Raw genomic sequence first — 17920 nt, forward strand, 5'->3', positions numbered from 1 at the left:
CTCGTACCGCACGTGTCGGCGGCCGGCGCGCGGCGGGGTGGGATAGCGTCGCGGACAGTCGCACTGTGGAGGTCCGCCATGGCGTTTCCCGACGATGTGCTCACCACCGACGAGGAGATCGTGCTGCACCTGCACCCCCACGCCAAGGCGCTGGTCCGCCCCGCGCTGGTGGTGCTGGGGTCGCTGGCGATGCTCGGCGTCGGGCTCGCGTACCTGCCGGCCGGCGAGACCGGCACCGTGAGCCTGTACATCCTCCTCGGCCTGGTCCTGGTGCTGATCGGCGCCTTCGCCGCGGTCCCGTACCTGCGCTGGCGGACCACGCACTACGTGTTCACCAGCGAGCGGGTCCTGCTCCAGCGGGGCGTCCTCGCCCGGGACCGCCGGGACGTGCCGCTGAGCCGGGTCAACGACCACGCGATGACGCAGCGGTTCGCCGAGCGGCTGCTCGGCTGCGGCACGCTCACCATCGAGTCCGCGGGCGAGCGCGGGCAGGCGACGCTGGTGGACGTGCCGCAGGTGGAGCGGGTGCAGACCACGCTGTACGAGCTGATCGAGGCCGACCGGCTGGCGCACCTGGCCGCCCCCGAGCGGACCGAGGGGCCACTGGGGGAGGAGCGCCTGCCGGCCTGAGTCACCGGTCCCGCGGTGGCGGGGCGCTCAGCGGTCCTGGCGCCCGCCGACGAGCGGGCCGGTCAGGGCGGTGAACTCGCGGTCGATGTCGGCGTCCTGCGCCCGGCGCGGCTGCGGGGCCGGCACCGTGACGCTCGTGCCGATGAAGACGAACGTGCGGTACGCCCAGAAGCGGAAGACCGTGCCGAGGACGAGGCCGAGGACCTTGGCGGCGTTGATCGCCAGGATCGCGGTGAGCCCGAGGCCGTACTTCACGCCGAACAGCACGAGCAGTTCGATGGCGAGGCCGGCCAGGTTGAAGAAGACGAACAGCGTGAACTCGCGCCGCTTCTGCGACCGCGGCCGGTGCTGGTAGGTCCAGTGGCGGTTCATCAGGTAGGACATCACCGTGGCCACGGCCGTGGCGGCGACGTTGGCCTTGAGCTGGCCGTTGCCGAAGACGGTGAAGATCAGCGCGTTGAACACGGCGAAGTTGACCACCGTGTTGAGCAGGCCGACGATCAGGAACCGGGCCGCCTCCGGGCCGATGGTGCGCAGCTTCGCCGGCAGCAGGCCGAGCAGTGCGGCGACCCAGGCCGGGCGCGGGGCCGCCGGCGCGCTGGCGTGCGGCGCGGCGCCGGGGCGGGCCGCGGCCTGGCGGCCGGGGCGGGGGTGCGGTGCGCGACTCCGGGTCTGCCGCGCCGCCGCACGGGTGCGCGGACGCTGGGCGAGGGGTCGGGCTGGACGCATGCGGCCACCTTACGGGAGTGCGGCGACGGGCTGCCGCCGCCGACGGGTCAGTGGGTCGTACGTCACCCCGACTGTCGAGGATCGGCGGGGGGACGCCCGACCTGCGGGGAATCGGCGAGGAGAAAGACGAACCGGCGGTACGACCAGAAGCGGAACAGCGTGCCGAGCGCGTTGCCGACCACGTTGGCGGCGATGAGGTCGGCGGTGTCGGTCCGCAGGACCGGCCAGAACGCGCCGAGCACGTAGTGGCTCAGGGCGAGCACGGCGAGCGCGATGGCCAGCCCGACGACGTTGAGCAGGAAGTACCGCAGGTACTCCCGGCCCAGCCCGGAGCGGGCGCGGTGGCGCCACGTCCAGAACCGGTTGCCGACGAACGCCACCGAGGCGGACACCAGCGTGGCCAGGGTCTTGGCCAGCAGCGGCTCGACCTCAAGCCCCGCGTTGAGCCAGGTGAACAGGGCCGTGTCGACGCCGAAGGCGACCGCGCCGACGGTGCCGAACTTGCCCAGCTCGCGCACGAGGTGCCCGACCCGGTCCCGCAGCGCGGGCCACCACCCCGGCCGGCGGCCGGTCAGGGGCGCCACCGGGTCGGTGACGGCGAGGGCTTCTCCGTGAGGCACCGGCCCACGGTACCCGGGGTCGGCGGGCTCCCCGGAGTCGGCGGTGTCACGGTTGCGCATGGATCGCGCCCCGCGGCAGGCCGCAGGCGACCTCGGCGACCTCCCCGTGCAGCCGGCGGCAGGCCGGGCAGGCCGCCAGGTGGGTCGCGACCTTGGAGCGGGCGCGGCTGGCCAGGCCGCCGCGCACGTAGCTGCCCAACTGGCCGGCCGCGGCGTGCGCCGGACCGGGTCCCGGGACGCTGATGTGCTCCTGGAGGTAGATCTGGCGCAGGCGCTCGCGGGCGCGGTGGGCCAGCACGGCGACCCCGTTGGGCGTCAGCCCGAGCAGGGCCGCGACCGTACTGGGGCTGCCGCCCTCGATCTCGGTGTGCCACAGCACGGTGCGCCAGCGCGCGGGCAGCTTGCCGAAGGCGCGGGCGGCGTACCGGCGCTCCAGCGCGGCCACCGAGGGGTCCTGGAACGGCTCGCCCCGCTCGTACCGGGTCAGGTCGTCGGTCAGCTCGATCCGGGCGGCCACCCCGGCGTGCCGGATGCGCAGGTGGCGCAGCGTGGTCAGGACGTAGGGCAGGAAGGCCCGGCTGGGGCCGGAGCCGCGGCGCAGGGCGGCGAGCACCTTGGCGAAGGCCTCGGCCACGAGGTCCTCGGCCTCGGTCCGGTTGCCGGTGAGGGCGTAGGCGGCGCGGCGCGCCGCGGGCGCGTAGCGCCGGTACAGCGGTCCGAAGGCGCGGCTGTCCCCGCCGCGGACGGCGGTGAGCAGTGCGTGGTCCTCGGGTGTCGGGTCGGTGGGCGAGTGGTCGGTTGGGTAGTCGGTCTGGCGCTGCTGCCCGGTTTGTCGGGAACCGGGCGGCGCAGGTGTCACCATGCCGCCTCCGATTGGGGGAGGGTTGGGGCGGAATGATGAATTTTTACCGCTTGTGAGCGATTTAATGCAATTCTTGGGGCCGACAGGAGTGTCGGGGTCCCTCGCCCGGGGCGTCCCGGACGCCGGCCGGCGGACAGGTGAACGGACTCTCACGATTGGCTTGTGCATTTCTTCACAAGCCGCCAAGCTGCGGTTAAGGGGCTCGGGGTTTAGTCTGTGGCGAACTTCCCGACACGCCGCACGGGCGTCCGCGGCCGCCACCCCACACCAGGCACCGCCGCTGGGCCCCGCGGTGGTACCCGGTCCTTACCGAGGAGATCCGTGATGAGTGCTCCGACCACCGTTCGCGGGCTTGAGGACGCGCCCACGTCCCACGCCGCGCTGCTGAGCTGGGTGCGCGAGGTCGCCGCGCTCACCACACCCGAGCGCGTGGTGTGGTGCGACGGATCCGAGCAGGAGTGGACCCGCGTCACCGACGAGCTGGTCGACGCCGGGGTACTCGTGCGGCTCAACCCCGAGCTGCGCCCGAACTCCTTCTGGTGCCGCACCGACCCCACCGATGTCGCCAGGGTCGAGGAGCGGACGTTCATCTGCTCGGTGGACGAGGCCGACGCCGGCCCCACCAACAACTGGATGGCCCCGGCCGAGATGAAGGCGCGGATGACCGCGCTGTACCGCGGCAGCATGCGCGGCCGCACGATGTACGTCATCCCGTTCTGCATGGGCCCGCTGACGGCCGAGAGCCCGATGTTCGGCGTCGAGATCACCGACAGCCCGTACGTCGTGGCCTCCATGCGGGTGATGACCCGGATGGGCACCGCCGTGCTGGAGAAGATGGGCGGGGACGCCGCGTTCGTCCCGGCCCTGCACTCGATCGGGGCCCCGCTGGAGCCCGGCGAGGCCGACGTCGCCTGGCCGTGCAACACCGAGAAGTACATCTCGCACTTCCCGGAGAGCCGCGAGATCTGGTCGTACGGCTCCGCCTACGGCGGCAACGCCCTGCTCGGCAAGAAGTGCTTCTCGCTGCGGATCGCCTCGACGATGGGCCGCGACGAGGGCTGGCTCGCCGAGCACATGCTGATCCTCAAGCTCACCTCGCCGGAGGGGGCGACCAAGTACATCGCCGCGGCGTTCCCGTCGGCCTGCGGCAAGACCAACCTGGCGATGCTGGAGCCGACCATCCCCGGCTGGACGGTCGAGACCCTCGGCGACGACATCGCCTGGATGCGCTTCGGCGACGACGGCCGCCTCTACGCGGTCAACCCGGAGTACGGCCTGTTCGGCGTCGCCCCGGGCACCGACTGGAAGACCAACCCGAACGCCATGCGGACGCTGGCGGCGGGCAACTCGATCTACACCAACGTCGCGCTGACCGACGACGGCGACATCTGGTGGGAGGGCATGGGCGAGCCGCCCGCGCACCTCGTCGACTGGAAGGGCCGGGACTGGACGCCGGGCGGCGAGGAGCTGTCCTCGCACCCGAACTCCCGCTTCTGCACCCCGATCACCCAGTGCCCGATCCTGGCGCCGGAGTACGACGACCCCCGGGGCGTGCCGATCGACGCGATCCTGTTCGGCGGCCGGCGCAAGACCACCATCCCGCTGGTCAGCGAGGCCCGCGACTGGGTGCACGGCGTGTTCCAGGGCGCCACGCTCTCGTCCGAGACCACCGCCGCCGCCGTCGGCCAGGTCGGCGTCGTGCGCCGCGACCCGATGGCGATGCTGCCGTTCATCGGGTACCACGCCGGCGACTACTTCCGGCACTGGATCGAGATGGGCAAGGGCCGGGCCGGCGACGAGTCGCTCCTGCCGAGGGTCTTCTACGTCAACTGGTTCCGGCGGGGCGACGAGGGCCAGTTCCTGTGGCCCGGGTTCGGCGAGAACAGCCGCGTCCTCAAGTGGGTCGTGGAGCGCCTGGAGGGCCGCGGCGGCGCCGTCGAGACGCCCGTCGGCTACGTGCCCTCGGCCGCCGACCTGGACCTGTCCGGGCTCGACGTGGCACCCGCGGACATCGAGGCCGCCCTGCGGATCGACGCCGAGGAGTGGAAGGCCGAGATCCCGCAGATCACCGAGTGGTTCGAGAAGTTCGGCGACAAGCTGCCGGCCGTCCTGTGGGCCGAGCTGGACGCGCTGAAGGCGCGCCTCGGCGTCCACTGACGCGCGCGCCGACGGGCGGGAGTCGCTGCGGCGGCCCCGCCCGTCGGCGCTTCGCCGCTCAGGGCGCCACGTCGGCGGCGGGGGGCGTGAAGATCGTCAGATGCGGGAGGTACGGGGTCGGGTCCGTTGTCCAGTCCAGGTGCCGAAGCTGGGTCCCGCTGCGGCGGCCGACGAAGGCGCGGGCGAGGGTGAAGCCGGGCGCCGTCAGCGTGGCCCCCGGCTCGCCGGCCCCGAGCTGCCAGCTCCCGCCCTCGGCGGACCGCACCCGCAGCGCCGGCAGGCCCGCCGGCCACCGGCGGCGCAGCGACTCGGCCTGGTAGTCCAGCGCCAGCGCCACCTCCGCGGGCTCCGGCGGCACGGCGTGCTCCAGCGCGCCCGCGATGTCGTACTGGTGGTGCCAGGCGTCGAGTGCCGTCAGCCCGTACCGGATGCCCCGCTCGCCGGCCAGCAGCGCCGCCACCGCCGGGACGTCCCCGGCCCACTCGGCCACCACCGCGGCCAGGTCGGCGTCCCGGCGCTGGGCCAGGTGGCGGGCGGTCCAGGCCGCGCCCGGCGCGCCGTCGGTCCGGCCGCGGCGCACGTCGGCGGTCACGCCGGCCAGGTGCCGGTACGTGTCCAGGACGGTCCAGCCGGGCAGCGCCGGCACCGGGCGGCCCGCCGCGGCGGGGTCGAGGTCCGCCGCCAGCGCCGCCAGCCGCCGGTGGGCGTGTACGTAGATGTCGGTGAACGTCACGCGGCGAGCGTACCGAGCGCACCCCCGTCCGGCGGCCCGGCCGCGGGGCGCGCGGCGGCGCCCGGGGGTGACGGCGGCCCGCGCGGGCTTTCCCGCGGCGGCCCGCGCTGGTTACCCTGACCTTGATGTCTGTGCCCACCGCCCGCCCCCGTCGGTGGCGGCTCCTCCGCACCCCGCCCGGTCGCACCCTGCCCGGCCGCTCTCTGCCCGGCCGCTCGCTGACCGGCCATACCCTGGCCGGCAGAGTTCCGCCGCTGCGCGGCCGGTCGGCGGCCGGCGCGCGGGGGCGCTGGCGCCGGCTGCGGGAGCTGGCGCTGCGCCCGCGCGCGGCGGCGAAGGCGCTGCTGTACCCGCTGTACGAGCGGCGGCTCACCCGCGCCCTGGCCGGGGCCCCGGTACCCCGGCACGTCGGCGTCATGTGCGACGGCAACCGGCGCTGGGCGCGCGAGATGGGCTACGTGGACCCCAACGACGGCCACCGGGCCGGCGCCGCGCGGATCAAGGAGCTGCTCGGCTGGTGCGACCAGGCCGGCATCGCCCACGTCACGCTGTACCTGCTGGCGACCGACAACCTGCGCCGCCCCGCCGCCGAGCTGGACCCGCTGATCCAGATCATCGAGGACCTGGCCACCGAGCTGGCGGAGGACGGCAACCCGTGGCGGCTGGTGATGGCCGGCGCGCTGGACCTGCTGCCGGCCGAGCACGCCGCCGCCCTCAAGGCCGCCGCCGAGCGGACGGCCGGCCGCGACGGCGCCGCGGTGGTCAACCTGGCCGTCGGCTACGGCGGCCGGCGGGAGATCGCCGACGCGGTCCGGTCACTGCTGGCCAGCCACGCCGAGGCCGGCGGCACGCTGGCGGAGCTGGCCGAGACCCTCGACGTCGAGGACATCGACCAGCACCTCTACACCCGCGGCCAGCCCGACCCCGACCTGGTCATCCGCACCAGCGGCGAGCAGCGGCTGTCCGGCTTCCTGCTCTGGCAGTCCGCCAACTCCGAGTTCTACTTCCACGACGCCAACTGGCCGGACTTCCGGCACATCGACTTCCTGCGCGCCCTGCGGGCGTACTCGCGGCGCCAGCGCCGCTACGGCGCCTGAGGGCCGAGGACGGCCCGGCGGATCTCCACGGGGAGTTTCGGCTGGCCGTCGGGCGTGCCGTCCTTGGTGCCGGCGGCGGCGATCCGGTCGAGTACGTCGAGGCCGTCGGTCACCACCCCGAGGACCGTGTACTCCGGCCGGATCTGCGCCACGGAGTGCACGAGGAAGAACTGGCTGCCGTTGGTGTCCTTCCCCTGGTTGCCCATCGCCACGGTGGCCCGCGGGTACGTCTCCGCGCCGGTCAGCTCGTCGGCGAACCGGTACCCCGGGCCGCCGACCTCCGCCTCCCAGATGTCGCCGCACTGGAGGACCCCCAGCCGGGCCGATGTCGTCAGCCGCCAGCACCGGCTGCGGTCGTAGAAGGTGGACGCGGCGAGGTGCGCCAGGCTGTGCACGGCGCAGGGGGCGTGGGTGCGGTCCAGGCGCAGCGCGATGTCGCCGTGGTTGGTCCGCAGCGTGGCCTCGACGGTGCCGGTGGCCGGCGCCAGGGCCGGGGGCGGGTCGACCGGCCGGGCCGGCGGGTTGTCGGGCGTCGGGGTGAAGGTGCAGGTGACGGTCGTCGGAGGGCGGGTCGCGGCGGCGGCCGGCGCGCCCGCGGCGCCGGCCGGCAGGACGGCGGCGAGCGCGAGCGCGCACAGATTGATGCTCCTCATCCCGCCGACGGTAGTGGCCGCGCGGGGCGGGCGGTAGGGCGTCAGGCGACCTGGCGGTCCGGCGCGCCCCGGTGCAGCATCGCCAGCGCCTCGGCGGCGGGCAGCGGCCGGGCGAAGTGGTACCCCTGCGACAGCTCGTAGCCGAGGCTGCGCAGCCGGGCGGCCTGGGCGGCGCTCTCCACGCCCTCGGCGACCACGCCGAGGTCCAGCCCGTTGGCCAGGTACAGCATGGCGACCGCGATGGTCGACTCGGTCGTGCTCTCGGTGATCCGGTCGATGAAGGACTTGTCCACCTTGAGGACGTCGACGGGGATGGTGCGCAGCAGGCCCAGCGAGGAGTTGCCGGTACCGAAGTCGTCCAGCGCGATCCGCACGCCGAGCGCGGAGATCTGCCGAAGGGCCGCGCTGGCGCGCTCGTTGTCGAACACCGCCGTCTCCGTCACCTCGATCATCAGGTGCCGGGCGGGCAGGCCGGTCTCGTCGAGGGTGCGGGCGACGGCCACCGCGAAGCCCGGCTCGCGGAGCTGGCGGGCGGAGATGTTGACGCTCATCGTCCAGTCCTCGGCGCCGTCGGCGGCGCGCCAGCGGACGGCCTCCTCGCACGCCTCGCGCAGGATCCACTCGCCCAGCGGCACGATCAGGCCGGTGCGCTCGGCGACGGGGATGAAGTGGTCCGGGCGGACGGTGCCGCGCTCGGGGTGCTCCCAGCGGACCAGCGCCTCGGCGCCGACGGCGGCGTGGTCGGCGAGCCGCACGACCGGCTGGAACAGCAGCCGGAAGTGGCCCTCGGTCAGGGCGTGCCGCAGCTCGGCGCCGAGCTGGGCGTCGAGGTTGGCCCGCTGGTCGAGGTCGCCGTCGTAGCTGACGTACCGGGACTTGCCGGCCTCCTTGGCCGCGTACATCGCCAGGTCGGCGCGGCGCACCACCTCGGTCGGGTCCAGCCCGGGCGCGAGCCCGGCGAGGCCGGCGCTGGACCGGACCAGCAGCGCGTGCCCGTCCACCTCGATCGGGCGGTGCAGCGCCTCGGACACCCGGTCGAGGACCACGGTGCCGTGGGCGGCGGCGAGGCCGGGCAGCAGCAGCGCGAACTCGTCGCCGCCGAGCCGGGCGACGGTGTCCCCGGGGCGCAGGCAGCCGGCCAGCCGCGCCGCCACGGCGACGAGGAGCCGGTCGCCGACCTGGTGGCCGAGCCGGTCGTTGACGGACTTGAAGTCGTCCAGGTCCAGCAGGGCGACGCTGCCGGCGGCGCCCTCGCCGGTGAGGTCGGCGAGCCGCTGGTTGAACAGCCGGCGGTTGGCCAGCCCGGTCAGCGTGTCGTGGCTGGCCTGGTGGGCGAGCTGGGACTGCGCGTCGCGCAGCTCCCGGACCGTGGCGTCGACCCGGCGGAGCAGCCGGTCGTTCTCCCGCAGGGCGATGACCTGGCGGTACACGACGATGACGGTGAGCGCGACCGCGCCCGCCGCCACGGTCAGGTCGGCCCGGCCGTTGCGGGCGACGACCGCCAGCAGCAGCGCGTCGGTGGCCGCCACGGCGGTGTACGGCAGGAAGCCGGCCAGCCGGCGCAGCCGCGTCCGCAGCGGGCCGACCGGCCCGTCGCCGTCGGCGGCGTCGGCCGCGGCGGCGGCCTGGCGCCGGGCGGCCAGGACGAAGCTGAGCGCGACCAGGGTGATGCAGACGGTGGTGACGGTCGGCGCCGCGGTGCCGGCGAGCGGGCCGACGGCCCCGAGGACGGCGCCGACGGTCACCCCGCCGGCCAGGAGGTGCAGCGAGCGCCGGTCCACGGCGCCGATGCCGAACATGGCGACCTTGATGATCGCCAGGACGGCGAGGAACCCGAGCAGGATGCTGCCGAGCGCGGCCTCGCTGCCGCCGAACCGCGCCCACTCGTTGGTCTGGCTGAACGACAGCCGCCACGCGTACAGGCCGGTGCCGAGCAGGACGATCAGCCCGTCCAGGGCGAACTGCCGGCGGGCCACCGGGGACAGCCGGGTCCGCCCCGGCAGGCGCAGCAGCGCGACGAGCTGGGTGCTGACCGCGAGGATGTACACGGCGACCGCGGCGGTGCTCGGCGCGAAGTGCGCGGAGTCGTTCTGCACGAGGTTGTCGACCAGGTGGACGGCCGCGCCGGCGCCGACCAGGCCCACGGCCCAGCCGGAGAGTCTCCAGAAGGCCCGCGCGGGCGCCGGCAGGTCCGCGCCCCGGCCGACCGCCAGGCAGACCGCCGCCGCCAGAGCGGCCGCCGGCAGGGTGGGCAGGCGGGCCAGCCACGCGTTCGGCTCCACGCCGCCCAGGCTCGCCCCGAGCAGGCCCAGGCCGACCGCGGCCAGCGCGGCAGCGGCGTACACCGGTGCTGGCTGCCGCCGGTGCTGTGGCTGGACCGCGGTCACGGGGATCCCCTCGGGCAGGCGATGAACGTCGTCCTATCGACGCCGGCCCGCGGCAGTTGAGGTGTGGCGCGGCGCTCCCCCGAACGGCCGACAATGATCACGCGGTTCCCCAGGTCTGGCTTTGGGGGGCCGTCAGCGGCTAGCGTTCTTGGTAAGGGGATCGGGGTCTTCCCGGCCCCTCCGGCGGGCAGGCGCCCGCTGCGGCTCGCGCCGGCTGGGAAAAGCGCAGCCCGGGGATCCTCGCAGCCGCGGCCGGCACCGCGCAACCGGGCTGCGCGGGATGGCACCCGTCCCGTACCGGCCGCCGGTGGTGGCGGCGGCGGGCGGCGGGGTGACCGCCCAGCGGAGTGGCGACGTGATTGATGTGCGTACGTTCGTACTGGACACCTCCGTCCTCCTGTCGGACCCGGGTGCATTCCGGCGCTTCGCCGAGCACGCGGTCGTGGTCCCGCTGGTGGTGATCTCCGAGCTGGAGGGCAAGCGCCACCACCCGGAGCTGGGCTGGTTCGCGCGGGAGTCACTGCGCATGTTGGACGACCTGCGGATCAAGCACGGCCGGCTGGACGAGCCGCTGCCGGTCAACGACGTCGGCGGCACCCTGCGGGTGGAGCTGAACCACGCGGACTCCTCCCTGCTCCCGCAGGCGGTCCGCAACGACAGTAACGACTCGCGGATCCTGTCGGTCGCGTTGGGACTGAACGCCACCGGCCACGACGTCACCCTGATCACCAAGGACATGCCGCTGCGGGTGAAGGCCGCCTCGGTCGGCCTGCACACCGACGAGTACCGCCACGGCCAGGCGATGGATCCGACCTGGACGGGCATGGCCGACTGGGACCTGTCCGCCGAGCAGGTCAGCACCCTGTACGGCGAGGGCCGGCTCGACCCGCGGGAGCTGGGCGCCGAGGCCGTCGCCGCGCTGCCCGCGCACACGGGCCTGGTGATCTCGTCGCCGCGCGGGTCCGCGCTGGCGCGGGTGCGGCCGGACCGGACCGTCCAGCTCGTCCGCGGCGACCGGGAGGCGTTCGGGCTGCACGGTCGGTCGGCGGAGCAGCGGATCGCCCTGGACCTGCTGCTCGACGACCAGATCGGCATCGTCTCCCTCGGCGGCCGCGCCGGTACCGGCAAGTCGGCGCTGGCGCTGGCGGCCGGGCTGGAGCAGGCGATGGAGCGGGGGCGGCACAAGAAGGTGATCGTGTTCCGGCCGCTGTACGCCGTCGGCGGGCAGGAGCTGGGCTACCTGCCCGGCAGCGAGCACGAGAAGATGTCGCCGTGGGCGCAGGCGGTGTTCGACACCCTCGGCGCGGTGGTGCACGAGAACGTCGTCGAGGAGGTACTGGGCCGCGGGCTGCTGGAGGTCCTGCCGCTGACCCACATCCGCGGGCGGAGCCTGCACGACGCGTTCGTGATCGTGGACGAGGCGCAGTCGCTGGAGCGGGGCGTACTGCTGACGGTGCTCTCGCGGATCGGCCAGGGGTCGCGGGTGGTGCTCACCCACGACGTGGCGCAGCGCGACAACCTGCGGGTGGGCCGGCACGACGGCGTCACCGCGGTGATCGAGGCGCTCAAGGGCCACCCGATCTTCGCCCACATCACGCTGACGCGCTCGGAGCGCTCCGAGATCGCCGAGGTGATCACCGACCTGCTGGAGGACATTCCGCGCTAGGACGCCGGCGGGCCGGTCGCCCGAACGGGTGGCCGGCCCGCCGTTCGGGGGCCGGGTGGCCTGTGCCAACCCGGCCGGACCGCCGTCGGAGTGCGTCGCCCGTCGCCGCACACGCTGTGTGAATATCCGCTAATGTCGGTATTGGTCCGGTGGGATGCTTCACATCGGGCGCCTCGGGGGGTAGCGCGGGGCCGCCGGATTGGGAAAGGTGTGCGTCGGACCTGTGGCGCGGAACACCGTGCCCGGCGCCGACGACCCCCTCCCGGCGCCGCCCTCGACGAAAGGGAACTCCTCGTGAGTCCGCAGTGGAGCCGCCTCACCGTGCGCTCGCTCTCCGTCGCCCTCCTGCTCAGCGCCCTCGGTGGCGGCTTCTACGCGGGGTACGGCACCGACGGGACGCCGAGCCCGGAGGCCGCGCCCGCACCCGATCAGCTCGCCGCGCAGCAGACCCTCGACGAGCGCGACCGGCTGAGCGCCGTCGCCTCCCGGCAGCGGTCGGCGCAGCAGCAGGTGGCCCGCAACGCGCTCGCCTCGGCCCGGTCGGCCGCGGCGAAGGCCAAGCGGGCGGAGGACGCGGCGAAGAAGAAGCAGCAGGAGAAGAAGCGCAAGGCGGCGGCGGGCGGCACGGTGCCGTTCGACGGGCCGATTCCGAGTTCGTGTGACGAGTACTCGGGTAACCGTGCCATCGGCTGCGCGCTGACCCTCAAGGCTGGCTGGGACCTTCAGCAGGTGGCCTGCCTGGAGCGGCTCTGGACCAAGGAGAGCGGCTGGAACCACAAGGCCGAAAATTCGGGTAGCGGAGCCTATGGCATCCCGCAAGCCTTCCCGGGCAGCAAAATGGGTCAGTTCGGCGCCGATTGGCAGACCAACCCAGCTACGCAGATCCGCTGGGGCCTCAACTACATCAAGACCAAGAAGAACTACCGGACGCCGTGCGGCGCCTGGACGTTCTTCAAGAACAACGGCTGGTACTGACGCTCGGCAGCAGGTTCAGCAGACGTGAACGATGTCCACGGTGTCGTTGGGATGGATGTGGTTCCAGCCCTCCACGGGGTCGTCGCCGTCGGAGCGGGAGGAGAACAGGTGCTGCCAGTTCTCGGGCTTCGAGGCGTCACCAGAGCCGTCGTAGTCGTACAGGTGTGACCAGGTGCCGGCCGGTCGGCGGTTGAGATAGCTACTGGCCTGGTCATTCCACGGCTTACCAGTGGACAGCTTGAACGTTACGAGGTTGAACACACCGCAGGTGGACAGCGTCACCAGCTCACCCTGGTAGTTGGCGTGCTCGTAGATGCATAGTGCGCCGTCCGGACACGGCCTGACCGACTCCCGCCCGGCTCCAGAGGCCGCCGTGGGTGTCGTCAATGCGGTCGCGCCGAGGATGACAACCCACGACCCGCGCCACCAGTTCCTCTTCACCGTGAGTTCCCCTCCACAGCTTCCCCTTCCCCGCGGTCCGTCGGCGCGGGGCGCCGGCGGACCGCAATTGTCCACCACATCGGGTCGGCGGTGCTGTCGCCAATCTGACACACCTGCTTGTTGCCGCGGCTCCGCATAGGTCCCTAACCTGCACCGAGGCCAGCATCAAGGAGGGGTCGTGAACGGTGCATCGTGGACGGGCTGGGTGGCCGCGGGTCGTCCGCGCCGGTCGGACCGGGCCTTTCACCTACGCCGGGTGCGTTGGCTCAGCCGACACCTCGTGTCCACCCTGGTGGTGGCGGGTGTGGCCGGAGGGCTGGGGGCACCCGCTTCCGCGCGACAACCCACGCCACGACACATCGTCCCGGTCGCCGTAGCCAGGCCAGCTTCGTCGGTGCCGCCGGCGACGACCGAGGAGAAGCTCAAAGCTGCGACTGCCGTGGGCCTCGATCCGGCCCAGGTGGCACAGCTCGACGACCGGGAGTTCACGTTCCGCGTGTGGCAGAAGGCGCCGGTCGGATCGGAAGTGTCCGCCGCGGCCGTGCTGGCGCTCAACGACGAGATCGACCCGGACACCAAGCAGAGCGTTGCCTGCTCGCTCTACATCCGAACCGGAATCACCGAGGCGAAGGACCGGGACGCCAACCAGGAAATTCGCGACAGGAACGCGGCGGCGGCGGCGACCGCCCGTCGGCAGTCTGCCGCCGACCTGGTCGGCCTGCCGGGTAGCAGCGGCCGCATCGGCCTCGGGGATCGCGACTTCATCATCGTGCTGTGGGAGTACGTCAGGCAGCAGCAGCCGGGACTCACCGGCACGATCGCAGCGGCGGAGAAGGCCTTCGCCGGCGGGATGACAGACCGTGAGACCTTCCTCGGGGGAGGGCTAGGCGCCGTCTACGCCGCGGATCGGCGCCGACTGATCGATGAAGCTCATCAGGGTGACGAGGCTGCCAGGAAGGACGCAGAACGTCGGTTTGCGCGGCAGTTCGCCGCGTCGGCCGTGGGGGTGGCTGTCACCATCGACGACCCACAGTGGATGGGTATCCGAGAGGACGACTTCCTGCGGCGGCTCGGGGACATCATCGGGACCGATCCGCTGTTCGTTCTCACTGAGGCCGCCCGCGCCAAGGCCGTGATGCAAGGCCAGGCTGCGTCCTTGAGTTTTATCGAGAAGGGCATCCACGAGCGGGTGGCGGACGACGGTCTGCGGCGCCGTGAGGGGATACGGGCGGAGTATCGAAGATCGGTCAGCGATGTTCGCGGGCGGGCCGAGCGGGACGGATACAAGAATCTCGCACGCGCTGCCCAACGCGCGCTCGCCGATGGCACGCTACAGGCCATGATTTGGTTTCTGCAGAGCTACACCGCCCTACCCCTGGATTCTTCTGACGTCGCCTTATTCCAGGCACACGACTCCGCCCCGAACGGGAAGGGGGTCACCGGTTGGGCACTGCGCCACCTCGGTCGAAGTAGTGCCACGGTGCAGAGGTTCTGGACGTCGTCGACCTGGATTCATTCACGGTTCGGGGCTGCCGCCGGTGACTTCGACAGGGATGGTCGCAAGGACGTGGCGGTGCTGTACCGGGTCGCCACCTACCATTACCGAATTTTCCTGTTCTCCCATATCGATTCGGGTGACAGTAGGCCGGTACTGGCCTGGGAGACCAAGAGTGAGAAGAAGGGCTGGGAGTTCGGGTATCACCAGCTCGTCGCCGGAGACTACAACGGCGACGGACTGACCGATCTTGCCGTTCAGGGCAGCCGATGGGCCGATAACGGACCGATCGACAAGAGCAATCACCTGTACCTGATGATGTCCGACGGCAAGGGGGCGTTCGCGGCCAAGGCCACGCCGTTCGAACACGAGGCCGTCACGGGCACGCCCTCGGCCGGTGACGTCGACCGCGACGGCAAGGACGACCTCGTGTTCCTCAGCCGTAAGAAACTGTGGCTGGCCGTAAGTTCCGGCGACGGCATCAAGCAGCCGGTGGTGCGCTGGTCGGCGAGCAGCGAGGAGGAGCGCCTCATCGACCGCAATCCGCTGGTGGACATTGATCAGGACGGCTCGCCGGAGTTGGTTGTCCTTCGGCAGGCCAACGACTCCAAGGTCGAGGCCCGGGCGTTTCGGAACCTCGCGCCGGCGGCCGGCAACGTCGCCGTAAGCAAGCTGTGGGAAGCGGCGGGTGTGGCGCGCCTCTATTTTGGGCAGGCGTTCGCCCCTGACGTGAACGGTGACGGGGCGACCGACGTGACGTTCGTCGGCCCACAGGCTGTCACCCCTGACGACAAGCCGGTGATCCATACGATGCGCGGTAGTCGCCATGGTGGTTTCTCGGCCGTGCGTCGGATCGGCAATCCTAAGGAGATGACGTGGGGATACTACGCGATGGTAATGGCAGGATAGCCCGAGACGGATCGGACCTGCTGCGGGGTCGGCTCGCCATTCTTGGTCTGCTTGGAATTTTGGCAGGGACAACTCCTGCGCAAGCTATGGCAACCGACAATCTCGCCAGGCTCGGGTCCGCGATGCGCAACCTGCCGAGTCAAGCCGAGCCGTCGGAGTTGCGTGACCTCGTCGTCTACCTGGCTCAGCGTGCAACCTACGAAGCCGTGCGGTCGGCGGCGATGATCGCATTACAGTCGCCGCGCGGAGACGAGGCGATCCGTGAGTTCTTCGCCGTCGGTTGGGGCCAGGCCCAGGAACGCGCCCAACTGGACCAGCAGATGCACCGGCACATCGTCGCGCGGGTGCTAGCTACCCACAGCCCCGAATATTCTCCTCAGGTTGTGGCCTCGGCGCGCGCCGCCGAGCGGGGAACCGACGCGGAGCGGGCCGAATATGTCCGCTCTGGTTTCCGGGTGGCGCAGGAAAGGGATCAGGCCACCCGCGACGCCGATGGCCAGGCGGCCGCCGCACTGCGCGACGCCGACCGATGCTACGTACGCGGGCTGCGCGAAGTCACCGGCGCCCAGGTCCGACTGGCGGCGACCTACGCGACCCGGGAAGGCGCGACCGACAGCGACATCATCCAGTTCTTCCATTTCTCCTGGGCCAGTGGCGCCCGCCTGGACACGGAGGACTTCCGGCTGACCGCTGAGGCGCAGGAAGTGCGACAGGTTGCGGCGATAGAGCGGCTGACCAGGGAGGCACGGGCTGCGCAGAAGGCCGCCGAGTCGGCGGGCGACGCCGCCAAGGAGGCTATGCGCCGCCAAGCCGCCGACGCGTGGGGCCGGGTCGCCACAGGGGGTGCGCCGGCAGTCGGGTCGTGGCAGCAGGCCCAGCAAGTCGCCGACGCGCAGGCCAGTTTCTGGGGACAGGTGTACCGCGACGCGGTGGCCCAGTCGAGCATGAACTGGCGACCGGTCATGAAGAGCGCCAACGCTGCCCGGACGGATTGGCGGCAGGACACCCTGCACGCCCAGCAGCAGGTGAGCTTCTGGCGCAAGTTGATCGCCGAGGCAAAGGAGCGCGAGGAGCAGCTCCGCCCCGTCAGCGGCTGATCATCCGGTACCCGGGGAACGGGGACGCGAGGGCCTGAACAGGCGTGGCGGCAACTGTGGTCCGACGGTCGAAGATTCTGCCGCGCACCCGGCCGCCCTCCGTGCGTCACGGCCGAGCGGCAGGGTGGTACGGGCCGGTCTGTCAGGGCGCGATCTGCGTGGCCGTGACCCGCCAATCGCCGCGTCCTGAGTGCCATGCGAGATGGGCTGCCTCGAACCCGGACCCTGTCGAGCGCATCCGCCACAGCCGGGTTGCCTTGGGCCCGACCGCCTGCATCACCGCCAGGTCCGTCCGCCCATCACCGTTGAGGTCCGCGGCAGCCGGCCGCAGGTCCTGGAAGACCCATCCTGCCGGCGAGTCCCACTTCTTGGCGTGTGTCACTGTTGCGGCGCCCAGTTGGTCGTGAACCCAGAAGGTGGTGTTACCGGCCGTCACGACCGCTAGCTTGTGATCGGTTGTCATATCTGCGCGCTGACCTGCCAAAACCCTGAACCGTGGTGATCAACCGTTGTCACTGTTTGTCAACGCTTGGCAGGGGTTTTCGGGGGGTAAACGGGGGGCGCCACCCCCGCCCTGTCGCCTGGCCGGTGACCCACCGTGGCAGCAGAGGCGGGTACAGCGCCAGGGGCCGGCCCGGGACGAAAGCAAGGCGGCGGCTGTAAGGAGGCTGAGCCTTTTGGGTGCAACGCAGATCGAGCCAGTCCGGCCGGCCAGCGTAAGAATTGAACCGTCGACCTTCGCTTACCGAACGTAGCAGCACAGGATTGTCATCGGTTGTCGAAAACTGGCATCTACCTGCCCGTGCGCACGCGGCGACCAGTGATCGTTCGTCACTGGTTGTCGCCTATTCGTGTGAGTTTTCGGGGGTAAACGAGGGAGAGAACCGGCGTTGCCGGGGCCGGAACACCGTCCCGTGGTTCCGGTAGGCCGGCCGAGCTCCGTTTAGGCCGGCTGTCCGCTGTAGGGAGTGCCGGCAAGGTCGCTCCGCCTCAGTCCGTTCGTACATCGTCAGGAACGATGCACCCAACCTGTCAGCGTACGAACTTATCCGCGCTGGTCATGGGTCCGAACGTCGCCGTCGCGCCCGCCCACAGCAAGATCCGACGTGAGGGCTACTTGCGGTGACGGGCATGGTTCCCGCTCTTACAGCCACGACTGACTCGCTGCGTCGAACGGCTATCGGGTGCTTGGTCACGGGATTCGCGAGCTTGTCTAGCGCAACCAAGAACTGAGCGAAGATCCACGGCTTCGCCCGGTCAGGCGGGCGTCGAGGTCCATCGTCTGCTCCTCCGTAAGACCGCATATGTAGTCTGCGGCTGCACGCCGGTTGCGTTCGCCATCGGGGTCTGCTGCACCAACTGGTGACACCTGAGCTGGCTTGCCGTTGAGGCGGGCTGGAAGGATGCCACCGTGCCCAAGCCCTACCCCCGAGAGTTCCGTGACGACGTCGTGCGGGTCGCCCGCGGCC

The 17920-nt window shown here is 71.9% G+C and carries 15 protein-coding genes; 7 read left to right on the top strand and 8 right to left on the bottom strand.

Annotated features, from left to right (window positions below):
• The first annotated feature begins 78 nt into the window (after positions 1 to 78).
• Positions 79 to 630, top strand: a complete 552-nt coding sequence (locus IEY75_RS12360) for a PH domain-containing protein (RefSeq protein WP_189114421.1) — start codon at positions 79 to 81, stop codon at positions 628 to 630.
• A 27-nt stretch (positions 631 to 657) separates the two neighbouring features.
• Here the strand turns inward: IEY75_RS12360 and IEY75_RS21475 are convergent, their stop codons facing one another.
• The 3 genes from IEY75_RS21475 to IEY75_RS12375 all read right to left on the bottom strand — a co-directional run bounded on the left by IEY75_RS21475 (position 658) and on the right by IEY75_RS12375 (position 2841).
• Complete coding sequence (locus IEY75_RS21475; protein WP_189114422.1) at positions 658 to 1359, bottom strand: GtrA family protein; 702 nt, start codon at positions 1357 to 1359, stop codon at positions 658 to 660.
• Positions 1360 to 1421: 62 nt separating this feature from the next.
• A complete protein-coding gene (locus IEY75_RS12370) occupies positions 1422 to 2039 on the bottom strand; it encodes a GtrA family protein (RefSeq protein ID WP_189114423.1) in 618 nt (205 codons plus the stop codon).
• The gene (locus tag IEY75_RS12375) at positions 2026 to 2841 is read right to left on the bottom strand and encodes a sigma-70 family RNA polymerase sigma factor (RefSeq protein WP_189114424.1); all 816 of its coding nucleotides are present in this window, start codon (positions 2839 to 2841) and stop codon (positions 2026 to 2028) included. The genes IEY75_RS12370 and IEY75_RS12375 overlap by 14 nt, the downstream gene beginning before the upstream one ends.
• A 324-nt stretch (positions 2842 to 3165) precedes the next feature.
• On the opposite strand from IEY75_RS12375, the gene IEY75_RS12380 reads away from it, so the two are divergent.
• On the top strand, positions 3166 to 4998 hold the full coding sequence (locus IEY75_RS12380; protein WP_189114425.1) for a phosphoenolpyruvate carboxykinase (GTP): 1833 nt from the start codon (positions 3166 to 3168) through the stop codon (positions 4996 to 4998).
• Positions 4999 to 5056: 58 nt separating this feature from the next.
• Here the strand turns inward: IEY75_RS12380 and IEY75_RS12385 are convergent, their stop codons facing one another.
• The gene (locus tag IEY75_RS12385) at positions 5057 to 5731 is read right to left on the bottom strand and encodes a maleylpyruvate isomerase N-terminal domain-containing protein (RefSeq protein ID WP_189114426.1); all 675 of its coding nucleotides are present in this window, start codon (positions 5729 to 5731) and stop codon (positions 5057 to 5059) included.
• 314 nt (positions 5732 to 6045) lie between these two features.
• Here IEY75_RS12385 and IEY75_RS12390 point away from each other — a divergent pair, with 314 nt between their 5' ends.
• On the top strand, positions 6046 to 6828 hold the full coding sequence (locus tag IEY75_RS12390; protein ID WP_189114473.1) for an isoprenyl transferase: 783 nt from the start codon (positions 6046 to 6048) through the stop codon (positions 6826 to 6828).
• On the opposite strand, the gene IEY75_RS12395 is transcribed toward IEY75_RS12390, so the two are convergent.
• A complete protein-coding gene (locus IEY75_RS12395; RefSeq protein WP_189114427.1) occupies positions 6816 to 7481 on the bottom strand; it encodes a peptidylprolyl isomerase in 666 nt (221 codons plus the stop codon). The two genes, IEY75_RS12390 and IEY75_RS12395, sit on opposite strands and share 13 nt — an antisense overlap.
• 41 nt (positions 7482 to 7522) lie before the next feature.
• The gene (locus IEY75_RS12400) at positions 7523 to 9868 is read right to left on the bottom strand and encodes a putative bifunctional diguanylate cyclase/phosphodiesterase (protein ID WP_189114428.1); all 2346 of its coding nucleotides are present in this window, start codon (positions 9866 to 9868) and stop codon (positions 7523 to 7525) included.
• Between the two features lie 280 nt (positions 9869 to 10148).
• Between IEY75_RS12400 and phoH2 the strand changes: the two genes are divergently transcribed.
• Together phoH2 and IEY75_RS12410 are read left to right on the top strand one after the other, a co-directional pair.
• On the top strand, positions 10149 to 11534 hold the full coding sequence (phoH2, locus tag IEY75_RS12405) for an RNA 5'-3' helicase PhoH2 (protein WP_189114429.1): 1386 nt from the start codon (positions 10149 to 10151) through the stop codon (positions 11532 to 11534).
• A gap of 294 nt (positions 11535 to 11828) precedes the next feature.
• Complete coding sequence (locus IEY75_RS12410; RefSeq protein ID WP_189114430.1) at positions 11829 to 12509, top strand: aggregation-promoting factor C-terminal-like domain-containing protein; 681 nt, start codon at positions 11829 to 11831, stop codon at positions 12507 to 12509.
• Positions 12510 to 12524: 15 nt separating this feature from the next.
• Here IEY75_RS12410 and IEY75_RS12415 read toward each other — a convergent pair whose 3' ends face one another.
• Positions 12525 to 12950, bottom strand: coding sequence for a peptidase inhibitor family I36 protein (locus IEY75_RS12415; RefSeq protein ID WP_189114431.1), 426 nt, complete (start codon positions 12948 to 12950; stop codon positions 12525 to 12527).
• A gap of 178 nt (positions 12951 to 13128) precedes the next feature.
• On the opposite strand from IEY75_RS12415, the gene IEY75_RS12420 reads away from it, so the two are divergent.
• Together IEY75_RS12420 and IEY75_RS12425 are read left to right on the top strand one after the other, a co-directional pair.
• Positions 13129 to 15354 carry an FG-GAP repeat domain-containing protein gene (locus IEY75_RS12420; protein ID WP_189114432.1) on the top strand — a complete coding sequence of 742 codons (2226 nt, stop codon included), beginning with the start codon at positions 13129 to 13131 and terminating at the stop codon, positions 15352 to 15354.
• A gap of 122 nt (positions 15355 to 15476) precedes the next feature.
• On the top strand, positions 15477 to 16451 hold the full coding sequence (locus IEY75_RS12425; protein ID WP_189114433.1) for a hypothetical protein: 975 nt from the start codon (positions 15477 to 15479) through the stop codon (positions 16449 to 16451).
• A gap of 142 nt (positions 16452 to 16593) precedes the next feature.
• On the opposite strand, the gene IEY75_RS12430 is transcribed toward IEY75_RS12425, so the two are convergent.
• Positions 16594 to 16914 carry an FG-GAP repeat domain-containing protein gene (locus IEY75_RS12430; RefSeq protein WP_373290263.1) on the bottom strand — a complete coding sequence of 107 codons (321 nt, stop codon included), beginning with the start codon at positions 16912 to 16914 and terminating at the stop codon, positions 16594 to 16596.
• Between the last annotated feature and the right edge of the window lie 1006 nt (positions 16915 to 17920).

Source organism: Pilimelia terevasa (genome assembly GCF_014647915.1).
GTDB classification, from domain to species: Bacteria; Actinomycetota; Actinomycetes; order Mycobacteriales; family Micromonosporaceae; genus Pilimelia; species Pilimelia terevasa.